The organism is Pseudomonas oplopanacis (assembly GCF_057128725.1).
This window is the reverse complement of record NZ_JBSKHV010000009.1, coordinates 235,224-250,711: the sequence shown is the minus strand read 5'-3', so window position 1 is coordinate 250,711 and position 15,488 is coordinate 235,224. Positions and strand designations below refer to the sequence as shown.

The 15,488-nt window shown below is 60.0% G+C and carries 14 protein-coding genes and 1 pseudogene; 7 read left to right on the top strand and 8 right to left on the bottom strand.

The genetic code is table 11. The features are described 5' to 3' along the window. Nucleotides 1–305: 305 nt before the first annotated feature. Both ACWKV5_RS19430 and ACWKV5_RS19425 read left to right on the top strand, forming a co-directional pair. A complete protein-coding gene (locus tag ACWKV5_RS19430) occupies nucleotides 306–1,280 on the top strand; it encodes a 2-hydroxyacid dehydrogenase (RefSeq protein ID WP_483842603.1) in 975 nt (324 codons plus the stop codon). A gap of 142 nt (nucleotides 1,281–1,422) precedes the next feature. Next, nucleotides 1,423–1,932: a DUF2165 family protein gene (locus ACWKV5_RS19425; protein ID WP_483842602.1), complete on the top strand. Its 510-nt coding sequence runs from the start codon at nucleotides 1,423–1,425 to the stop codon at nucleotides 1,930–1,932. Between the two features lie 20 nt (nucleotides 1,933–1,952). Here the strand turns inward: ACWKV5_RS19425 and ACWKV5_RS19420 are convergent, their stop codons facing one another. Then, entirely contained in the window at nucleotides 1,953–2,855 is a 903-nt protein-coding gene (locus ACWKV5_RS19420; protein WP_483842601.1) for a DMT family transporter, read from the bottom strand. A gap of 138 nt (nucleotides 2,856–2,993) precedes the next feature. Between ACWKV5_RS19420 and ACWKV5_RS19415 the strand changes: the two genes are divergently transcribed. After that, nucleotides 2,994–3,869 carry a helix-turn-helix domain-containing protein gene (locus ACWKV5_RS19415; protein WP_483842600.1) on the top strand — a complete coding sequence of 292 codons (876 nt, stop codon included), beginning with the start codon at nucleotides 2,994–2,996 and terminating at the stop codon, nucleotides 3,867–3,869. A gap of 128 nt (nucleotides 3,870–3,997) precedes the next feature. Here ACWKV5_RS19415 and ACWKV5_RS19410 read toward each other — a convergent pair whose 3' ends face one another. The 5 genes from ACWKV5_RS19410 to ACWKV5_RS19390 form a co-directional block, all read right to left on the bottom strand. Next, complete coding sequence (locus ACWKV5_RS19410) at nucleotides 3,998–6,427, bottom strand: TonB-dependent siderophore receptor (RefSeq protein WP_483842599.1); 2,430 nt, start codon at nucleotides 6,425–6,427, stop codon at nucleotides 3,998–4,000. A 234-nt stretch (nucleotides 6,428–6,661) separates the two neighbouring features. After that, complete coding sequence (locus ACWKV5_RS19405; protein WP_483842598.1) at nucleotides 6,662–7,651, bottom strand: FecR family protein; 990 nt, start codon at nucleotides 7,649–7,651, stop codon at nucleotides 6,662–6,664. Continuing rightward, entirely contained in the window at nucleotides 7,648–8,211 is a 564-nt protein-coding gene (locus tag ACWKV5_RS19400; protein ID WP_483842597.1) for an RNA polymerase sigma factor, read from the bottom strand. The genes ACWKV5_RS19405 and ACWKV5_RS19400 overlap by 4 nt, the downstream gene beginning before the upstream one ends. Before the next feature lie 322 nt (nucleotides 8,212–8,533). Continuing rightward, nucleotides 8,534–8,941 carry an HPF/RaiA family ribosome-associated protein gene (locus tag ACWKV5_RS19395; RefSeq protein WP_483842596.1) on the bottom strand — a complete coding sequence of 136 codons (408 nt, stop codon included), beginning with the start codon at nucleotides 8,939–8,941 and terminating at the stop codon, nucleotides 8,534–8,536. Between the two features lie 213 nt (nucleotides 8,942–9,154). Next, on the bottom strand, nucleotides 9,155–10,102 hold the full coding sequence (locus tag ACWKV5_RS19390; RefSeq protein ID WP_483842595.1) for a LysR substrate-binding domain-containing protein: 948 nt from the start codon (nucleotides 10,100–10,102) through the stop codon (nucleotides 9,155–9,157). Nucleotides 10,103–10,237: 135 nt separating this feature from the next. Here ACWKV5_RS19390 and ACWKV5_RS19385 point away from each other — a divergent pair, with 135 nt between their 5' ends. Both ACWKV5_RS19385 and ACWKV5_RS19380 read left to right on the top strand, forming a co-directional pair. After that, nucleotides 10,238–11,614, top strand: coding sequence for an L-serine ammonia-lyase (locus tag ACWKV5_RS19385; protein WP_483842594.1), 1,377 nt, complete (start codon nucleotides 10,238–10,240; stop codon nucleotides 11,612–11,614). Nucleotides 11,615–11,878: 264 nt separating this feature from the next. Further along, nucleotides 11,879–12,196 carry a DUF3509 domain-containing protein gene (locus ACWKV5_RS19380; RefSeq protein ID WP_123435358.1) on the top strand — a complete coding sequence of 106 codons (318 nt, stop codon included), beginning with the start codon at nucleotides 11,879–11,881 and terminating at the stop codon, nucleotides 12,194–12,196. Here ACWKV5_RS19380 and ACWKV5_RS19375 read toward each other — a convergent pair. Continuing rightward, a complete protein-coding gene (locus ACWKV5_RS19375; protein WP_027924586.1) occupies nucleotides 12,193–12,693 on the bottom strand; it encodes a phosphate-starvation-inducible protein PsiE in 501 nt (166 codons plus the stop codon). The two genes, ACWKV5_RS19380 and ACWKV5_RS19375, sit on opposite strands and share 4 nt — an antisense overlap. A gap of 357 nt (nucleotides 12,694–13,050) precedes the next feature. Between ACWKV5_RS19375 and ACWKV5_RS19370 the strand changes: the two are divergent. Continuing rightward, nucleotides 13,051–13,290: pseudogene (locus ACWKV5_RS19370) on the top strand (YebG family protein); the annotation flags it as partial. 181 nt (nucleotides 13,291–13,471) lie between these two features. On the opposite strand, the gene ACWKV5_RS19365 reads toward ACWKV5_RS19370, so the two are convergent. Next, entirely contained in the window at nucleotides 13,472–14,491 is a 1,020-nt protein-coding gene (locus tag ACWKV5_RS19365) for a Glu/Leu/Phe/Val dehydrogenase family protein (RefSeq protein ID WP_483842593.1), read from the bottom strand. A 183-nt stretch (nucleotides 14,492–14,674) separates the two neighbouring features. Here ACWKV5_RS19365 and ACWKV5_RS19360 point away from each other — a divergent pair, with 183 nt between their 5' ends. Beyond that, the gene (locus ACWKV5_RS19360) at nucleotides 14,675–15,478 is read left to right on the top strand and encodes a SirB1 family protein (RefSeq protein ID WP_483842592.1); all 804 of its coding nucleotides are present in this window, start codon (nucleotides 14,675–14,677) and stop codon (nucleotides 15,476–15,478) included. Nucleotides 15,479–15,488: the final 10 nt, after the last annotated feature.

Here is a 15,488-nt window from a genome sequence, read left to right as displayed (position 1 = left end):
GGACATTGCTAAACACCTTCGCCCTCTTGCATGAGTGAGTCAATCAACAAGGGCGACAGGTAGCCTGACACGGAGGGTTTGAAAAAAAAGTGAGTCGCCGTAAGGGCGAAACCCTAAGCGGCCGTTACCGCAGAAATGGATATGTACACCAAGAAAGAGAATGGTCGCCTGTCAGGACGCCATCGCGAGCAGGCCCACTCCCACAGTTTGAATAGGGGGCATAACCGACGCCCGGGCACTCGCACAACAGCGGGGAAGAATGTTAGCGTGCTTGGCATTCTCCACGCCCGACGAGCCCTCCTCCCATGAAAAAGACCGTCCTCGCCTTCAGCCGCGTCACCCCCGAAATGGTCGAACACCTCAAGCAAGACTTCGACGTCATCGTGCCAAACCCGAAAAACGGCGACATCAACGCCCAATTCAACGAAGCCCTGCCCCACGCCCACGGCCTGATCGGCGTCGGTCGCAAACTCGGTCGCGCACAACTCGAAACCGCCGCCAAACTCGAAGTCGTCTCCAGCGTCTCGGTCGGCTACGACAACTACGACCTCGCCTACTTCAACGAACGCGGGATCATGCTCACCAACACCCCCGACGTCCTCACCGAAAGCACCGCCGACCTGGCCTTCGCCCTGCTCATGAGCAGCGCCCGACGCGTCGCCGAACTGGACGCCTGGACCAAGGCCGGCCAATGGCAGGCAACCGTCGGCGCACCGCTGTTCGGCACCGACGTACACGGTAAAACCCTGGGCATCGTCGGCATGGGCAACATCGGCGCGGCCATTGCCCGTCGCGGTCGCCTCGGTTTCAACATGCCGATCATCTACAGCGGCAACAGCCGCAAGACCGAGCTGGAACAACAACTCGGCGCGCAGTTCCGCACGCTGGATCAACTGCTGGCCGAAGCCGATTTCGTCTGCCTGGTGGTGCCGCTCAGCGAAAAAACCAGACACCTGATCAGCCACCGCGAACTGGCACTGATGAAGCCAAGTGCGATTCTGGTGAACATCTCGCGTGGCCCGGTTGTCGACGAGCCGGCCCTGATCGAAGCGCTGCAAAACAACCGCATTCGCGGCGCCGGGCTGGACGTCTACGAAAAAGAACCGCTGGCCGAGTCGCCGCTGTTCCAGCTGAAAAACGCGGTGACATTGCCGCACATCGGTTCCGCCACCCACGAAACCCGTGAAGCCATGGCCAACCGTGCACTGGCCAACTTGCGCAGCGCCTTGCTGGGCGAGCGCCCGCAAGATCTGGTCAACCCGCAAGTCTGGAAAGGCTGATTAAAACGGGCAGACGGTTTTAATCGTCTGCCCGCGCCCTACACAACTTGCAATTCAGTCAACCGACGAAAGATAAAACCCCGCTATAGACTCTCCACTACTGCCCGCCCCCTCGGACTAACGGTTATGGAGAACCCTTGCCTTGCACACGCTTAAAACTGCACAACTCATCAGATACAGCAAAGTCATACTGATGGCCTATATAAGTTTGTTTGGACTGCTGGTGATGTATGGCAACTTTACCGACTATGCCACCAACTACGAATATGTAGGCCACATCCTGAGCATGGACACCACGCAGAAAAACGAAAATACCCGCTACCGGGCAATCACCTCGCCCCTGCTCCACCACCGTATCTACTGGCTTATCATCACCCTCGAGGTGACGTACACCGTATTCTGCCTGATGGGCACTTATCACCTGCTTCGGAACATCAACGCGTCTGCCAAAGCATTCCACGAAGCCAAGAAATGCTCGATCATCGGGTTAATGATCGGTCTGTTTATCTATTACCTTTGCCTGCAAGTTGTCGGCGTCGAGTGGTTCAACATGGACAAATCACACACATGGAATGCCAAGGACTGGGCCCGAGACATCGTTGACTTCATGTTGCCGTTGTTAATCTATATAACGTTAAAGATCGAGCGCTGAACACTCGATCTTTATAAACGTCACGCCAGTTTGCCAGTTCCCTGGACCATGGGTGGCTTGGGTTTACGAAACACCAATACGTTGCCCAGCATCACCAACACCAGGCCCACCAATGCCGGTGCAGTCCATTGATAGCCTTCGGCAAAGGCCGAGACATTCAACGCCACCACCGGGAACAACACGGTGCAATAGGCCGCGCGCTCGGGGCCCATGCGCCCGACCAATGTCAGGTAAGCGGTGAAGCCGATCACGGAACCGGGAATGACCAGGTACAACAACGAGCCGATGTAACGGGTGCTCCATTCGATGTCGAACGGAATGCCTTTGACCAGGCACCACACCGACAACATCGCCGCGCCATACGCCATGCCCCAGGCGTTGGTGGTCAGCGGTTTCAACCCGGCCTTCTGTTGCAAACTCGACAGCATATTGCCGGCCGAGAAGCACAGGGTGCCAAGCAGCGCCAGGCCCAGCCCGAGCAAGGTTTCCGGGCTCGCGGTGTGGCCCGCCAGCTCTGGCCAGAACAGCAGGCCAAGCCCGAACAAGCCCAACGCCCCGCCCATCAGCACGTTGCGGGCGATTTTCTGGCCGAAGAACACCCGCGCGTTCAGGGCGTTCCACAGCGTCGCGGTGGAAAACACCACGGCGACCAGGCCGCTGGGAATCCACTGGCTGGCGGTCAGGAAACACATGAAATTGACGCAGAACAGGCACAGCCCCTGCGCCAGGCAGATCAAGTGCCCGCGCCGGTTCATCACTTGCAGACGTCGACTCAGCAGCAACATCGCGAACAGCACCAGCGCCGCGAGGCCGAAGCGATAGACGATCGACACCGGTATCGCCACCACGCCCAATTGCCATTTCAAGGCAATCCAGGTGGTGCCCCAGATCAGCACGGTCAGCAAGTACAACGACAGGTTCATGGCAAACACTCCTCAATAGAGGCTCAGTGTCCTGCGTGCGCTCGCGTCGCACTTGCATAAACTTGCGCTTTTGTCAGCCCGCAGGCTGGCAGGCCAACGTCTACGGAGTAGGATGCAAGGCGTTGGAGAGAACCGATCATGCCCGCACTGGAAACGTTGCAAGTCTTTCAAGCCCTCAACCGCTCGCCCAATGCTCGCCTCGAGCACAGCGCCGAGCTCGGTGACGGCATGGCTGCAGCCTTGTGGAGCAATCATCACGACGCCCAGGACTACGAAGCGCCGAGCCATCACACATTGTCGTGCTACATCGCCGGCGGCACCGGCACCTTCCGCCGTGACCAGCCCGGCACCAAGGGCGGCCCGGACAAGCTGTGCATCCTGCCGGCGGATCATCAGTCCGGCTGGGTGATCAATGGCGATATTCGCCTGGCCCACGTGTATTTCAGCCCCGAACAATTCGCCCTCGGCTGCGTCACGCTGCTGGACAGAGAACCGCGTGAACTGCAATTACGCGAAGCGACTTTCCTCGACGACCCGGCACAAGCCCGGCGCTTTCGACAGATGCTCACCCTCAACTGGGACGAACCCGGCGAACGCTTGCTGACCAGCAGCCTGGCCCACGAAATGCTCAGCCACGTGTTGCTGGGTCAGGTGGGCATGCGCGAGGGGTTGCGGCTCAAGGGTGGATTGGCGGCGCACCAGCGGCGGCAGTTGGTGGAGTTCATCGATCATCAATTGGCCGAGGCCATCAGCCTTGGGCAATTGGCTGCGCTGTGTGCGCTGTCGGAATACCATTTTGCGCGGATGTTTCGCGAGAGCTTTGGTTTGCCGCCGCATCAGTATGTGTTGGCTCGCAGGCTGAACCGGGCGCGGGAGTTATTGCGTTCGACGTCGCAGCCGTTGGGGGAGATTGCGTTGGCGTGCGGGTTTTCCAGTGCGAGTCATTTTACCAATCGGTTTCGGCAGGCACTGGGTGGGACGCCTGGGGAGTATCGGCAGGCGTTTTTGCGGTAGGCCCCTAGATAGTCGGTGCCTGTCAGGCCGCCTTCGCGAGCAGGCTCGCTCCCACATTTGATCTGTGTCGTTCACAAAACCAATGTGGGAGCGAGCCTGCTCGCGAAGAACGATGACGCCGTGTCTGATCAGAACTCCAACGTGCTCGACAACAGAATCTGCCGAGAATCCCCCATCGACACAAAGAACCGGCTCGCCGCCGAGGTGTAGTACGTGCGGTCGAACATATTCTTCACGTTGAGCTGAAACTTGACCCGCTGCCCTTCAACCTTGATGTCGTACGTGGCGAACGCATCGGCCACGGTGTATGCCGGCAGGTCGAAATCGTTCACAGCGTTACCCGCCCGCTCGCCGACATATCGCGCCCCGGCGCCGACCCGCAACTGATCGCCACCGACGATCGTACCGAAGTCATAGACCGCCGACAGCGAGCCGCTGTTCTTGGCGACGTTTTGCAGCTGCTTGCCTTTGTAGTCCGGGTCTTCGGTAACTTCGGCATCGGTGTAGGCGTAGCTGCCGATCATGCTCCAGCGATCCGTCAATTGGCCGGTCACGTCCACTTCGAGGCCACGGGAACGCACTTCGCCGGCCGCGCTGTAGATCGTCACCGGGCCTTCGGAGTTGGCCACCAGCACGTTGCGTTTTTTGATGTCGAACAGTGCGATGTCACCGGTGATGCGCCCCGGCATATCGAACTTGGCGCCGATTTCCCAGGCCTTGGCTTCTTCCGGCGCGATGCTGCCGTCGAGCACGGTGCTGCTGCCGCTCAAGGGCGCGATGGTGGAGTTGGGTTTGAACGATTCGGTGTAGCTGCCGTAGAACGACAGTTCATCGGTGTAGCGATACACCAGCCCCGCGCGCGGCACCCACTTCTGGCCGTTGCTGTCGGTGTTGGCCTTGAATGGCACGCCTTTACCGGCGTATTGGTCGTATTCCTGGAAGCGCCCACCGGCGACGAAAATCCATTTGTCGGTGAGGTGAATCGAGTCCTGCAGAAAGATCGAATCGCTGCGCAGTTCATCGGTTTGCGCGCTGTCCGCCGGGCTGACGGTGGTGCCGGCAACTTCGCGGCCGTAGACCGGGTTGACGTAGCTGAAGGTGCTCAGGCTTTTCTGACGGATCAGGTCTTCGCGGTAGATCTTGCGGTACTCGTCATCGACGCCGAACACCAGGTCGTGTTTCATCCCGGCGAACTCGACATTGCCTTCGAGGCTGGCGGTGGTGAAGCGGTCGGTGCTGATCGCATTCTGCGTGCCGTCCATGCTGCGGGTCAGCGTGCCTTTCTTGGTGTCGATGGCGGTGACGCGCACCTGGCTGGCGTCGTAGGTTTCACGGTTCCAGCTGTAGCCGAGGTGGGCGGTCCAGTTGTCATTGAGCTCGTGATCGGCCTCGAAGTGGTACAGGTCCGAACGGCCTTCCATGTTGTTGAACGGCTCGTCGAGGCGCTCGTTGCGCGAGATGTCCAGCGGGTGGTTGGTGCGCGGATCGATGATCGTGCCACGGTCGAACGGGGTCAGGAACTCGCGGTGTTCATAGGAGAACAACAGCTTGGTGCTTTCGCCAAACCAGGCCAGCGACGGCGCTACCAGCGACTCGCGGTGGGTGCCGAAATTGCGCCAGTAATCTTCATCTTCATGGTCCAGCACCATGCGGTAAGCGAGGCCGGAGGTGCCGAGTGCGCCGGTGCTGTCGAGGCTGCCACCGCTGCCGTTTTTGCCATCGCCATAAGTCGAACCGCGCAGGGTCAGGGCGTTGTATTGCTCAAGTTCCGGCTTCTTGCTGACCAGGTTGACCACCCCGCCCGGGTCTTGAATGCCGTACAGCAAGGAGGCCGGGCCCTTGAGCACTTCGACGCGATCGACACTTTCATTCATGCCGCGGCCCTGCACGATCGGCATGCCGTCGCGCATGATCGAGCCATTGCGGTTGTCACCGAAACCGCGAGTCATCACCGAATCCTGGGTGCTCGCCAGTGTGTTGCCTTGGGTGATGCCGCTGACGTTGGCCAGCGCATCATCCAGATTGCGCGGCAGCTGATCGCGAATGACTTGGGCCGGGACGACGTTGATGGTCTGCGGGATTTCCTGGAGCAAGGCGGACGAGCGCATCACCGAACTGGTGGGCGGCGGCTGATAGCTCATGGATTGGTCGGCGACTGAGGTAATAGTGGTCGCGCCCAGGTTCAAGGTGCCGGCGGTGGGCACGGGTTCAAGTATCAGGGTTTGCGCATCGGTGCGGCGGAAGGTGAAGCCCGAGCCGCTGAGCAAACGCTGCATCGCTTGATCGGCGCTCAACTGGCCATTGATCGCCGGGGCAGTGAGGCCGTACGGCGCTTCATCGGTGTAGACCACGCTGATGCCGGTGACCCGACTGAAGTCGCTCAGGGCCTGGGGCAGTGGTTTGGCGGGGATGGCGAAACTGAACTGGGTACGCTGTTGCGTGTTGTTTGCTTCAGCCGCCGAGGCGATGCTCAATGGCAGCAAGGCCAGCGCCGACATACTCAATGCCGAAGCACCCAACCACTGTTTGACCGAACCCGATTTTGCCCTGGACTTCATTGCTCAATGACCTGTGTAGAACCGCTACGGATGCGAATGACTCGCAGTTTCAGTCACTACACGGATGGGCTCGGGTTTACCTCACTGGAATTTTGAAAATATTTTTACTCAAGGTTATGTGTTGCCTGATCGGACGCCTTCGCGAGCAGCCTCGCTCCCACATTTAATTGCATTTATCCTGAAGAAATGCGGTCAATTGTGGGAGCGAGCCTGCTCGCGATGGGGCCAGCAGCCTCAACGCAAAATAATCAGACGGCCCAAAACGTTGTGCTGCTCAAATCCCAACACCCCCTGCAACGAACTCAACACCGCCTGCGGGTCCTTGCTCGGAAAGCTGCCACTGATTCGCCGCGCCGCCAGCTCATCGTTGAGCAATACAATCCGCCCCGGGTAATAGCGCCCGAGGTCCTGCACCACCTCCGCCAACGTCGCCTTGTAGTAATTGAGCCAGCCCTGACGCCACGCCAACTGCGCCTCGCTGTCGACGGCATGCAGTTTTTCCGCCGCGCCGTCGCCGTAGGCCAATTGCTGGCCGGCGGTCAGAATTTGTGGTTCGGCGTACTTCTTCGCGGTCACGCCTACCCGTCCGGACAATACCGTCACCTGAGCCCCCTGCGGTTGCAGGCGCACTTCAAACTGGGTGCCCAGCACTTTCGCCTGGCCCTGTTCAGCGTCGACGACAAACGGATCGCCCGTGTGCGTCACGCTGAAGAACCCTGCGCCGCGCCGCAACTGGACATGCCGCTCACCGCGACTGAAATCCACCGAGATGGCACTGTCGGCATCCAGCGTGACTTGCGACTGGTCCGCCAGGGTCACGGTGCGAATTTCCCCCGGCGCCGAGACATAGTCCGCCCCCAGATCATCGATCCATCGCGCCGGCTGCCAACCCGCGCCGAGGCCAATCATCAACAACAGACACGCCGCCATCGCCAACGCACCCGACCACCGCCGCATGCTGTGGCGGCGTGATTGATTGATGGCATTGAGATAGCCCTGCAAGGCGAAAGCGTCTTCATCGGCCAGGGTTCGCGCCGGCGACTCGCTCAATTCCCACAGCACCTGCGCCTGCGCATAAGCCTCGGCGTGGGCGGGGTCAGCCTGCAACCAGTGACTGAAGGTGAGTTGATCACCACTGCTGGGCTGGTCGTGCAGCAGGCACAGCCACGCGAAGGCGGCCTGTTCCTGAGCGGGCGTCGGGGTGACGCGTTCGAGCTGATTCACGGTGCTTTCCCTGGCGTGCGCGTTAGCGGTTCCCGCAGGCTGGCCTTGCAGGCATCGAGGGCGCGCATCATATGTTTTTCCACGGCGCTTTGGGACAAGCCCATGGCCTTGGCGATTTCGGCGTACTTGCGACCGTGGATGCGGTTGAGCAGGAAGATCTGCCGCGTGCGTTCCGGCAGGGCACGCAGCGCCGCTTCGACGTGACGCAAGTCGTTGCCGGCTTCCAGGGCGGCTTGCGGCTCACTGCCGTGGCTGTCTGGCGCGTCCGGCATCCAGCCTTCATTGACCCGCACCCGCGTGCCTTCGCTGCGCAAATGATCGATGGCGATGTTGCCGGCGCAGCGCAGCAAGTAGGTGCTGAGTTCCTCGACCTGCACCAACGGCCGCCGCCAGAAACGCAGGAACAAGTCCTGCACCAGGTCCGCCGCCGTCGCCCGACACCCCACGCGACGGTTCACCAAGGCTTCCATCTGCGAACGCTGGGAAAGAAACACCTGCAGGAAATGCGCGCGCGCCCCGCGATGTTCCTCGTCGTGTGATTCGGGTGGGAGGGTGATCATCAGGTCAGCCCTGCGCAAACGTGGCGATGGCTAATCGAGAGGAAACCGGGAGCGTTGAGGTGTCTTTCATGATGCGACCTTGAAACCGGTAAGGCCGCGTGAAAGTCATGGGGCCAGCGAGGGCGCAATATTAATGATAAATATTCTCATACGCAAAAAGATCTGATTGCCGGATACGGTTTTACCTTGAGGTTATCGATCACTACACCATTGTGGCGAGGGACCCCATGAAGCCACAGGAATTTGTGGACCCCGGAACAAGAACGGGCCTGCATCAGCAGGCCCGTTTTCAGTGGTGGAAAGGTAATAAGCGAATCAGCTGTCAGCCGTTTTGTGCGGCCTGCTCGTTCTCGAGAAATTCGTCTTCCAGCAGCGCATCGGCTGCGGCTCGTTCGAACGGCACCACAGCGGCACGTGGTTTGCCTCGCAGTTTGCCGAACAGGTGTTCCAGCGCATGTTCGAGTTTTTCGGCCGCGCCGTCGATCGCCAGTTCCAGGTTATCGGCTTTATGAGTGACAGAAATCGGTTGGTGGCCTTTTGGCCGCGCTTCCAGCTGGCAGCGCATGTCGTGCGGTCCGGGCTTGTCGCCGTTTTCGTCTGACAGGTGGACCTCGACGCGTGTCAGGTCCTCTGCATAACGTTCGAGCGTGCTCTCAATGGTAGTACGTACCCACTCCTCCAGTCGGATGCTGCTTTGAATATGGTTATCGCTGTTGACTTGGATTTGCATAGTTCATCCCTTATTTCAGCTAGCTCGCGAGAGGCCCTTCGGCTAGCCCTTGGGCGTCATCACCGTGACCTCTTACTTACACAATCGGTCTGCGCGCAGAACAATTCAACCCCTAAAAAAAGATAAATATGGATTCGCAAAAAAACCCGGACAACGGGCAAAAGCGCTGTTAAGGTCGGGAGTTGGGTCGACACGCTTCTTTGTCATAATTGCTCACATCTGCTGCTCTGCCAGCGGGTGCAGACTTCGAAAAATCCCCGCCTCCTCCACCAGCCAGTCATGCACCGCGCGCACGCCCGGATGGCTCAATGCACCCGGCGCATACAGCAGCATGTAGCGCTTGTGATTGGGCACCGCCAGGCCGAACGGCACAATCAAAGTTCCCCGTTCCAGCTCATCATTGAGCAACGTGCGCCGCGCAATCGCCACGCCCATCCCGGCAATCGCCGCTTCGATGGTCAGGTGATTGCGATTGAATGTGTGCCCGCGCCGTACGTCGGCGCCTTGGAAGCCGATGGCATTCAGGTAGAACTCCCATTCCGCGTATTCATAGCTGCCGCGCCAGGCGGTGATGTCGTGCAACAACGGGAAATGCATCAGGTCCGCCGGGCCATGCAGCGGCGGTCGTCCGCGCAGCAGGCTCGGTGCACAAACCGGGAAAATCTGCTCGTCGAGCAAGGCTGTGGATAACAGGCCGGGGTAACTGCCATCGTTCAGGTCGATGGCCAGATCGAAGTCACCCTCGTGCAGCGGCACGCTGCTGTCCTCCGCCACCAGGCGCAACTGAATGTCCGGAAAGCGCTGCTGCAAACGTGGCAGGCGCGGGGTCAGCCATTTGCTCAGGAATGACGGAATCGAGCGCAGCCGCAACGTTCCGCTGATCATTCCGGCGTCCAGTCGGCGCAATTCCGCATCGATGCTGCCATACGCCTCGTTGACCGTAATGGCCAGGCGCTGGCCTTCAGCGCTCAGTTCGACACCTCGTGCACGACGGTGAAACAAGCGGAAACCCAAACGCTCTTCCAGTTGGCGGATTTGCTGACTCACCGCCCCCGGCGTGATGTGCAGTTCCTCGGCGCAACGGGTGAACGACAAGTGCCGTGCGGCACAGGAAAACACGTGCAGCCAGACATAGGTCTGGGCATGCAATTGACGACTCATCGTTTAGTCCTGCTAAAGGCTGTCTTAGGAAGTTTCGTTGGTCACGCTGGACCGAGGCAGGCAGTATCGCCGACATTGCGCTTGTCCTACAAAAATGGCAGCGATTTCTCTTCCATTGCTTGTATAGGGTTTAGCATGGCTATCAGTGTTTTCGATCTCTTCAAAGTCGGCATCGGTCCGTCCAGTTCCCACACCGTCGGCCCGATGCGCGCCGCCGCGACCTTCGCCCAGGCACTGATTGACCAGCATTTACTGGACGCCGTTCGTCGGGTAGAAATCCGCCTTTATGGCTCCCTGTCCGCCACCGGCGTCGGCCACGCGACCGACCGCGCCTGCGTCATGGGCCTGATGGGCGAATGGCCGGACAGCATCGATCCCACGTCCATCGACAGCCGTATCCAGACTTTGCGCGAAACCGGTGAATTATCCCTGGCCGGCAAAACCACAATTGCCTTCGACTGGCAGCGCGATCTCCTGCTGCTGGACGAGAGCCTGCCCTACCACCCCAACGCGATGTCGCTGACAGCTTTCGGCGAATCCGGCGAACTCTACGAACAGACGTACTACTCGGTCGGCGGCGGTTTCATCATCGAAGCGGCGCAAGCCGAGTCCGGCATCGCACCGGCCAGCGATGTGGTGCTGCCGTACGATTTCTCCAGCGCCGCCGAATTGCTCCGGCTCTGCAACCAGCACGGTCTGCGGGTTTCCGAATTGATGATGGCCAATGAATTGGCCTGGCGCAGCGAAGCCGAGATCCGCCAGGGCTTGCTGCACATCTGGTCGGTGATGCGCGAGTGTGTCGAACAGGGTTTGCGTCACGAGGGCATCCTGCCGGGTGGCCTGAATGTGCCCCGTCGCGCGGCGAAATTGCACCGCAGCCTGCTGGAAATCGGCAAGCCGAATGTCATCACCTCCACCCTGTCGGCCATGGAGTGGGTCAACCTGTTTGCCCTTGCCGTGAACGAGGAAAACGCCGCGGGCGGGCGCATGGTCACGGCTCCGACCAACGGTGCGGCGGGGATCATTCCGGCGGTGCTGCATTACTACATGAAGTTCAACCCGGACGCGTCGGACGATGACGTGGTCGCGTTCTTTCTGGGTGCGGCGGCAGTCGGCATCCTGTGCAAGAAAAACGCCTCGATCTCCGGCGCTGAAGTCGGCTGTCAGGGCGAAGTCGGCTCGGCCTGCGCGATGGCGGCCGCCGGTCTGGCCAACGTGCTCGGTGCCACGCCAGAGCAGCTTGAAAACGCCGCTGAAATTGGTCTGGAACACAACCTCGGCCTGACCTGCGATCCGGTCGGCGGCCTGGTCCAAGTGCCGTGCATCGAGCGCAACGCGATTGCCGCGGTGAAAGCGATCAACGCCACGCAAATGGCCCTGCGCGGCGATGGCAAACATTTCATCTCCCTGGACCGGGTGATCCGCACCATGCGTGATACCGGAGCCGACATGCATGACAAATACAAAGAGACGTCACGCGGCGGTTTGGCGGTGAGCTGGGTGGAGTGCTGATTGCACTGTCTGCGGTCATCTGCGCATTCATGCCCTGAAACGGGCAGGTAAAAAGAAGGCGGCCTGCTTGATTGTCAGGGCGCCCGCCTGTTTTTTGCCGTGATCATTGTCCGACAATTTTTCCGGCATGCCCCTTGCTACGTCACCGCTGAGGCAAAAGGACTGTTGAAACCTCAGCGAGCGATCGGCCGATGGTCCGGTGTTGCGAACCAACCCGAATATGGCCGGTCAACAACTGCACGTTCAATCAGGCGGTGACGCATTATGGACAACCCCTTTCAGGTCATTACCGATGCCTTTGCACCGGATTACCAGATCAACCTGAGCATTCAGGGTCTGGACGGCAGCATCATGCTGACCCTCTCCAACAGCGGCCGCGTGGTGGCCAAACGGATGATCAGTGCCGAACAACGCAATGACCCCAAGCGCCTGAAGCGCCTGGTGCAAAGCATTCAGTTCGGCATCGCCATCGAGCAGGGCCACAGTGCCATGACCATCCTCGAAGCCATGACCGACGGCGACAGTCGCTCCTTGCCACCACCGCCGGTCAAAGGCCAGCCGCGACCTGCGATCCGGCTTTAAAGCTCGCCCTTCTCCACTTCGGGATGTTCACTGGAACCCGCACCGACCTTGCGTTGCGGGTGCTCGATCTTCACCGAAGGGAATTGCGACGAGGCGTAGCGCACCACCAGAATCGAAAACGCCAGCAGCAGGATCCCGCCGCACAGATAGATGATCCCCACATCCGGCGGATTGTGATGCGATACGTTGGAGATCAGCAGCCGCGTCAGCGCGGTGATCGCCACGTAGATCAGGAATCGCACCGGCATGTGATTGGTCTTGAAGTAAATCCCGACCATCGCCCCCAATTCGAGGTAGATGAACAGCAGCAAGATGTCGTCGATCTTGATGTGCCCTGCTTCGATCATCTGCAAGAATTCCATCACCGCTGCGTACGCGGTCACCGCCCCGATGGCGAACAGCGCCAGGTAGTGGAAGGTCTCGACGAACAGGTTGCCCAGGGACTCGGCCAGTTGGTGCACGTTCTGCCGCAGGTTCTCGGCCCAGTTGATTTTCACGATGATGCTTCCTTAGCTCGGTTCGAGCGGATGATGCTGGATTGACGTGACGGTTGTTCTGCATGCAGAAAAAAGGCCAGTCGCTTTCGGTGAGATGGTGATGGGCTGCTACTGGACACTTTTGTGGTGTCTGGACGGGCCCCTTCGCGAGCAGGCTCGCTCCCACAAGAACCGCACCGCCCCCTGTGGGAGCGAGCCTGCTCGCGAAGGGTGCGACACGGTCCACCTGACAAACGCCAATTTCGGTCTACATTAAAAAGCCACTACCCAAAGCGCAGGGATTCGCTTATCCTTTTCGCTGTATATAAATACAGTGGTCGAAACAGACAACTAATGTGAAGGCATGTGAGGTGGTGAATGGCCGTCGAAGTGGTATACCGCAGCAGCCGAGATCTGGAGCGCTTGTTCATGGATAAAGCCGAAGCTGACCGTCATGACAAAATGCTCGAACTGGCTGAATTGCTGGCTGAAGTGTTGCAAAAAGCCGTTCCGTCCCTGACCGAGCAGCAAGTGGAAGAAGCCGGGATCTACATGGCGAAGAATCGCGATGTGTTCGCCAAGGCATTCAAGAGCCAGCCGGATGCGTTGTCCGAACTGCTGAATGCGCCGGTTGAAGTGGTGGCACAGGCTGAACCTGACGAGGCGGTTGAAGCCGCTGAGCCGGCGCCGGCCAAGCCCGCCAAAGCGGCCAAGACGCCGAAGTAAGTAACGCCAGAATTGAATAGGCCCTGAGTCGAAGGACTCAGGGCCTTTTTCATGTCCGGGATAAAAGAATCGCTCAGCGGTACAACACTTTCTCTGCCAACTCGTCCGCCACCCGCGCCGGCGAACGTTTTTCCGCTTGGGCATGGGCGAAGACTTCGGTCAGCCGTGAGGCGATTTTCGACAGATGCGCGGTGATGGTCGTCAGCTCTTCGCCCCGATGCTTGAGCGAAACGTAGATCAGCCCCCCGGAATTGATCACGTAGTCCGGCGCATACAGAATTCCCCGCCGCTCCAGTTGATCGGCGACTTCCAGGTGCGTCAGTTGATTGTTCGCAGAGCCGGCCACAGCCGAGCAACGCAGTTGTGTCACGGTGTGGCTGTTGAGCACGCCGCCCAGGCCGCACGGCGCGAGGATGTCGCACGGTGTGCTGAGCAATGCTTCGTTTGCAATCGGGTGAGCGCCCAATTGCTCCATCGCCAATTGCACCTTGCCGTGATCGATATCGCTGACCAGCAGTTCCGCGCCAGCCGCGTGCAGTTGTTCGGCGAGCGCATAACCGACGTTGCCCAAACCCTGGATGGCCACCCGCAGCCCTTCCAGGTTATCGCTGCCCAGGCGGGCCATCGCGGTTGCTCGAATACCGGTGAACACCCCCATGGCGGCATGCGGCGCGGGGTCGCCTGCCGACGTGGTGCTGGTGACGTGTTGGGTTTGCTGGGCGATGCAGTCCATGTCCGCCACCGAGGTGCCGCTGTCGATCGCAGTAATGTAGCGACCGTCGAGCTGATCGATACAGCGTCCGAACGCTTCGAACAGCGCGCCGCGATTTTCCACATGGATCGGGCGAACAATCACCGCCACGCCGCCGCCCTGGGCGAGCCCGGCCAGTGCCGCCTTGTAACTCATGCCTTGCGCCAGGCGTATGGCATCCTCGACCGCGGATTCGTCGCTGGGGTAGGCAAGGTAACGACAACCACCCAGGGCAGGCCCGAGCCGGCTGTTATGAATGGCAATGACCGCCTTCAACCCGGTGACCGGGTCGACGCTCAGATGCAGCGATTCAAGGCGAGTGCTTTGCATGAGAGCGAACATCGTGGGGCTCCCGAATCACTTCTTGTAGTCGCCAGTATAGGCTTGCGCCCAAAAATTGCAGAAGCGCACCGGAATAAGCGGCGCTACGTTGCAGGCTTTTAGACATAACCTGAAACCGGATGTGTGCAGCACTGGACGAATGTCGGAGACGGGGCTAAAACGAGGCATCCGCCGGAGATTTTGATGACGCCCCGCCAACGCTTCTTCGATTGCCTGCAACGTTCACCGCCCGCGCTGTTCGAAGCGGCGCTGTGGATGGCGGTCGAGCACGACTCACGGCTGAATCCCGAAGCCGTGCTGGCCGACTTCAGCGACCTGACACAGCAAGTCAGCTATGGCCTGCCGATGTTACCGGTCAGCGAACTGGCCCAGCCGTTGTTGCGGCGGATGAATGACCTGGGGTTCGCGCAGGACGACTTCACGCCGTTGCGCCCACAAGTGGCCTTGCTCAATAAAGTGCTGGAACTGCGGCGCGGCCAGCCGTTGTCCCTTGGGCTGATTGCGCTGGAGTTGGCCAAGCGTCTGGAGATCCCGCTGGTGGGGGTCAACTTCCCGGGGCACTTCCTGCTGCGGGTGCCGGGTGCGGATCACCTGCTGGACCCTTGTGGCGGACGCCGGTTGTACCCCAACGACTGCCGGGAACTGCTGCAACGCCAATACGGCCCGAACTTGAAACTCGGCGCCGACCATTTACTGACGGCAGACCCGGTGCAGATGCTGCAACGCCTGTCGCGAAACCTGCGTCAACTGCACCTCTCCCACGATGACTACATTGGCGCGCTGATCGATGCCGAACGCGTGCTGGAACTGGGCAACGCCAGCGCCGCCGATTACCTGGCCCGGGCCAGCCTCTATCAGCGCCTGGACTGCCCGAATGCCGAGCGCTTCGATCTGGAGCATGCGCTGTTACTCAGCGACGACCCGATCCAGCGAATCCGCCTGACCGAACGCCTGGGGCACCTGCCGCCCAATTCGATCGTCCATTGACCCCCTGTAG

Bases quoted from the DNA above. Each gene is read 5' to 3' on its own strand.
- ACWKV5_RS19430 (WP_483842603.1), top strand. From the start codon at position 306: ATGAAAAAGACCGTCCTCGCCTTCAGCCGCGTCACCCCCGAAATGGTC.
- ACWKV5_RS19420 (WP_483842601.1), bottom strand. From the start codon at position 2,855: ATGAACCTGTCGTTGTACTTGCTGACCGTGCTGATCTGGGGCACCACC.
- ACWKV5_RS19415 (WP_483842600.1), top strand. From the start codon at position 2,994: ATGCCCGCACTGGAAACGTTGCAAGTCTTTCAAGCCCTCAACCGCTCG.
- ACWKV5_RS19410 (WP_483842599.1), bottom strand. From the start codon at position 6,427: ATGAAGTCCAGGGCAAAATCGGGTTCGGTCAAACAGTGGTTGGGTGCT.
- ACWKV5_RS19400 (WP_483842597.1), bottom strand. From the start codon at position 8,211: ATGATCACCCTCCCACCCGAATCACACGACGAGGAACATCGCGGGGCG.
- ACWKV5_RS19395 (WP_483842596.1), bottom strand. From the start codon at position 8,941: ATGCAAATCCAAGTCAACAGCGATAACCATATTCAAAGCAGCATCCGA.
- ACWKV5_RS19390 (WP_483842595.1), bottom strand. From the start codon at position 10,102: ATGAGTCGTCAATTGCATGCCCAGACCTATGTCTGGCTGCACGTGTTT.
- ACWKV5_RS19385 (WP_483842594.1), top strand. From the start codon at position 10,238: ATGGCTATCAGTGTTTTCGATCTCTTCAAAGTCGGCATCGGTCCGTCC.
- ACWKV5_RS19380 (WP_123435358.1), top strand. From the start codon at position 11,879: ATGGACAACCCCTTTCAGGTCATTACCGATGCCTTTGCACCGGATTAC.
- ACWKV5_RS19365 (WP_483842593.1), bottom strand. From the start codon at position 14,491: ATGTTCGCTCTCATGCAAAGCACTCGCCTTGAATCGCTGCATCTGAGC.
- ACWKV5_RS19360 (WP_483842592.1), top strand. From the start codon at position 14,675: ATGACGCCCCGCCAACGCTTCTTCGATTGCCTGCAACGTTCACCGCCC.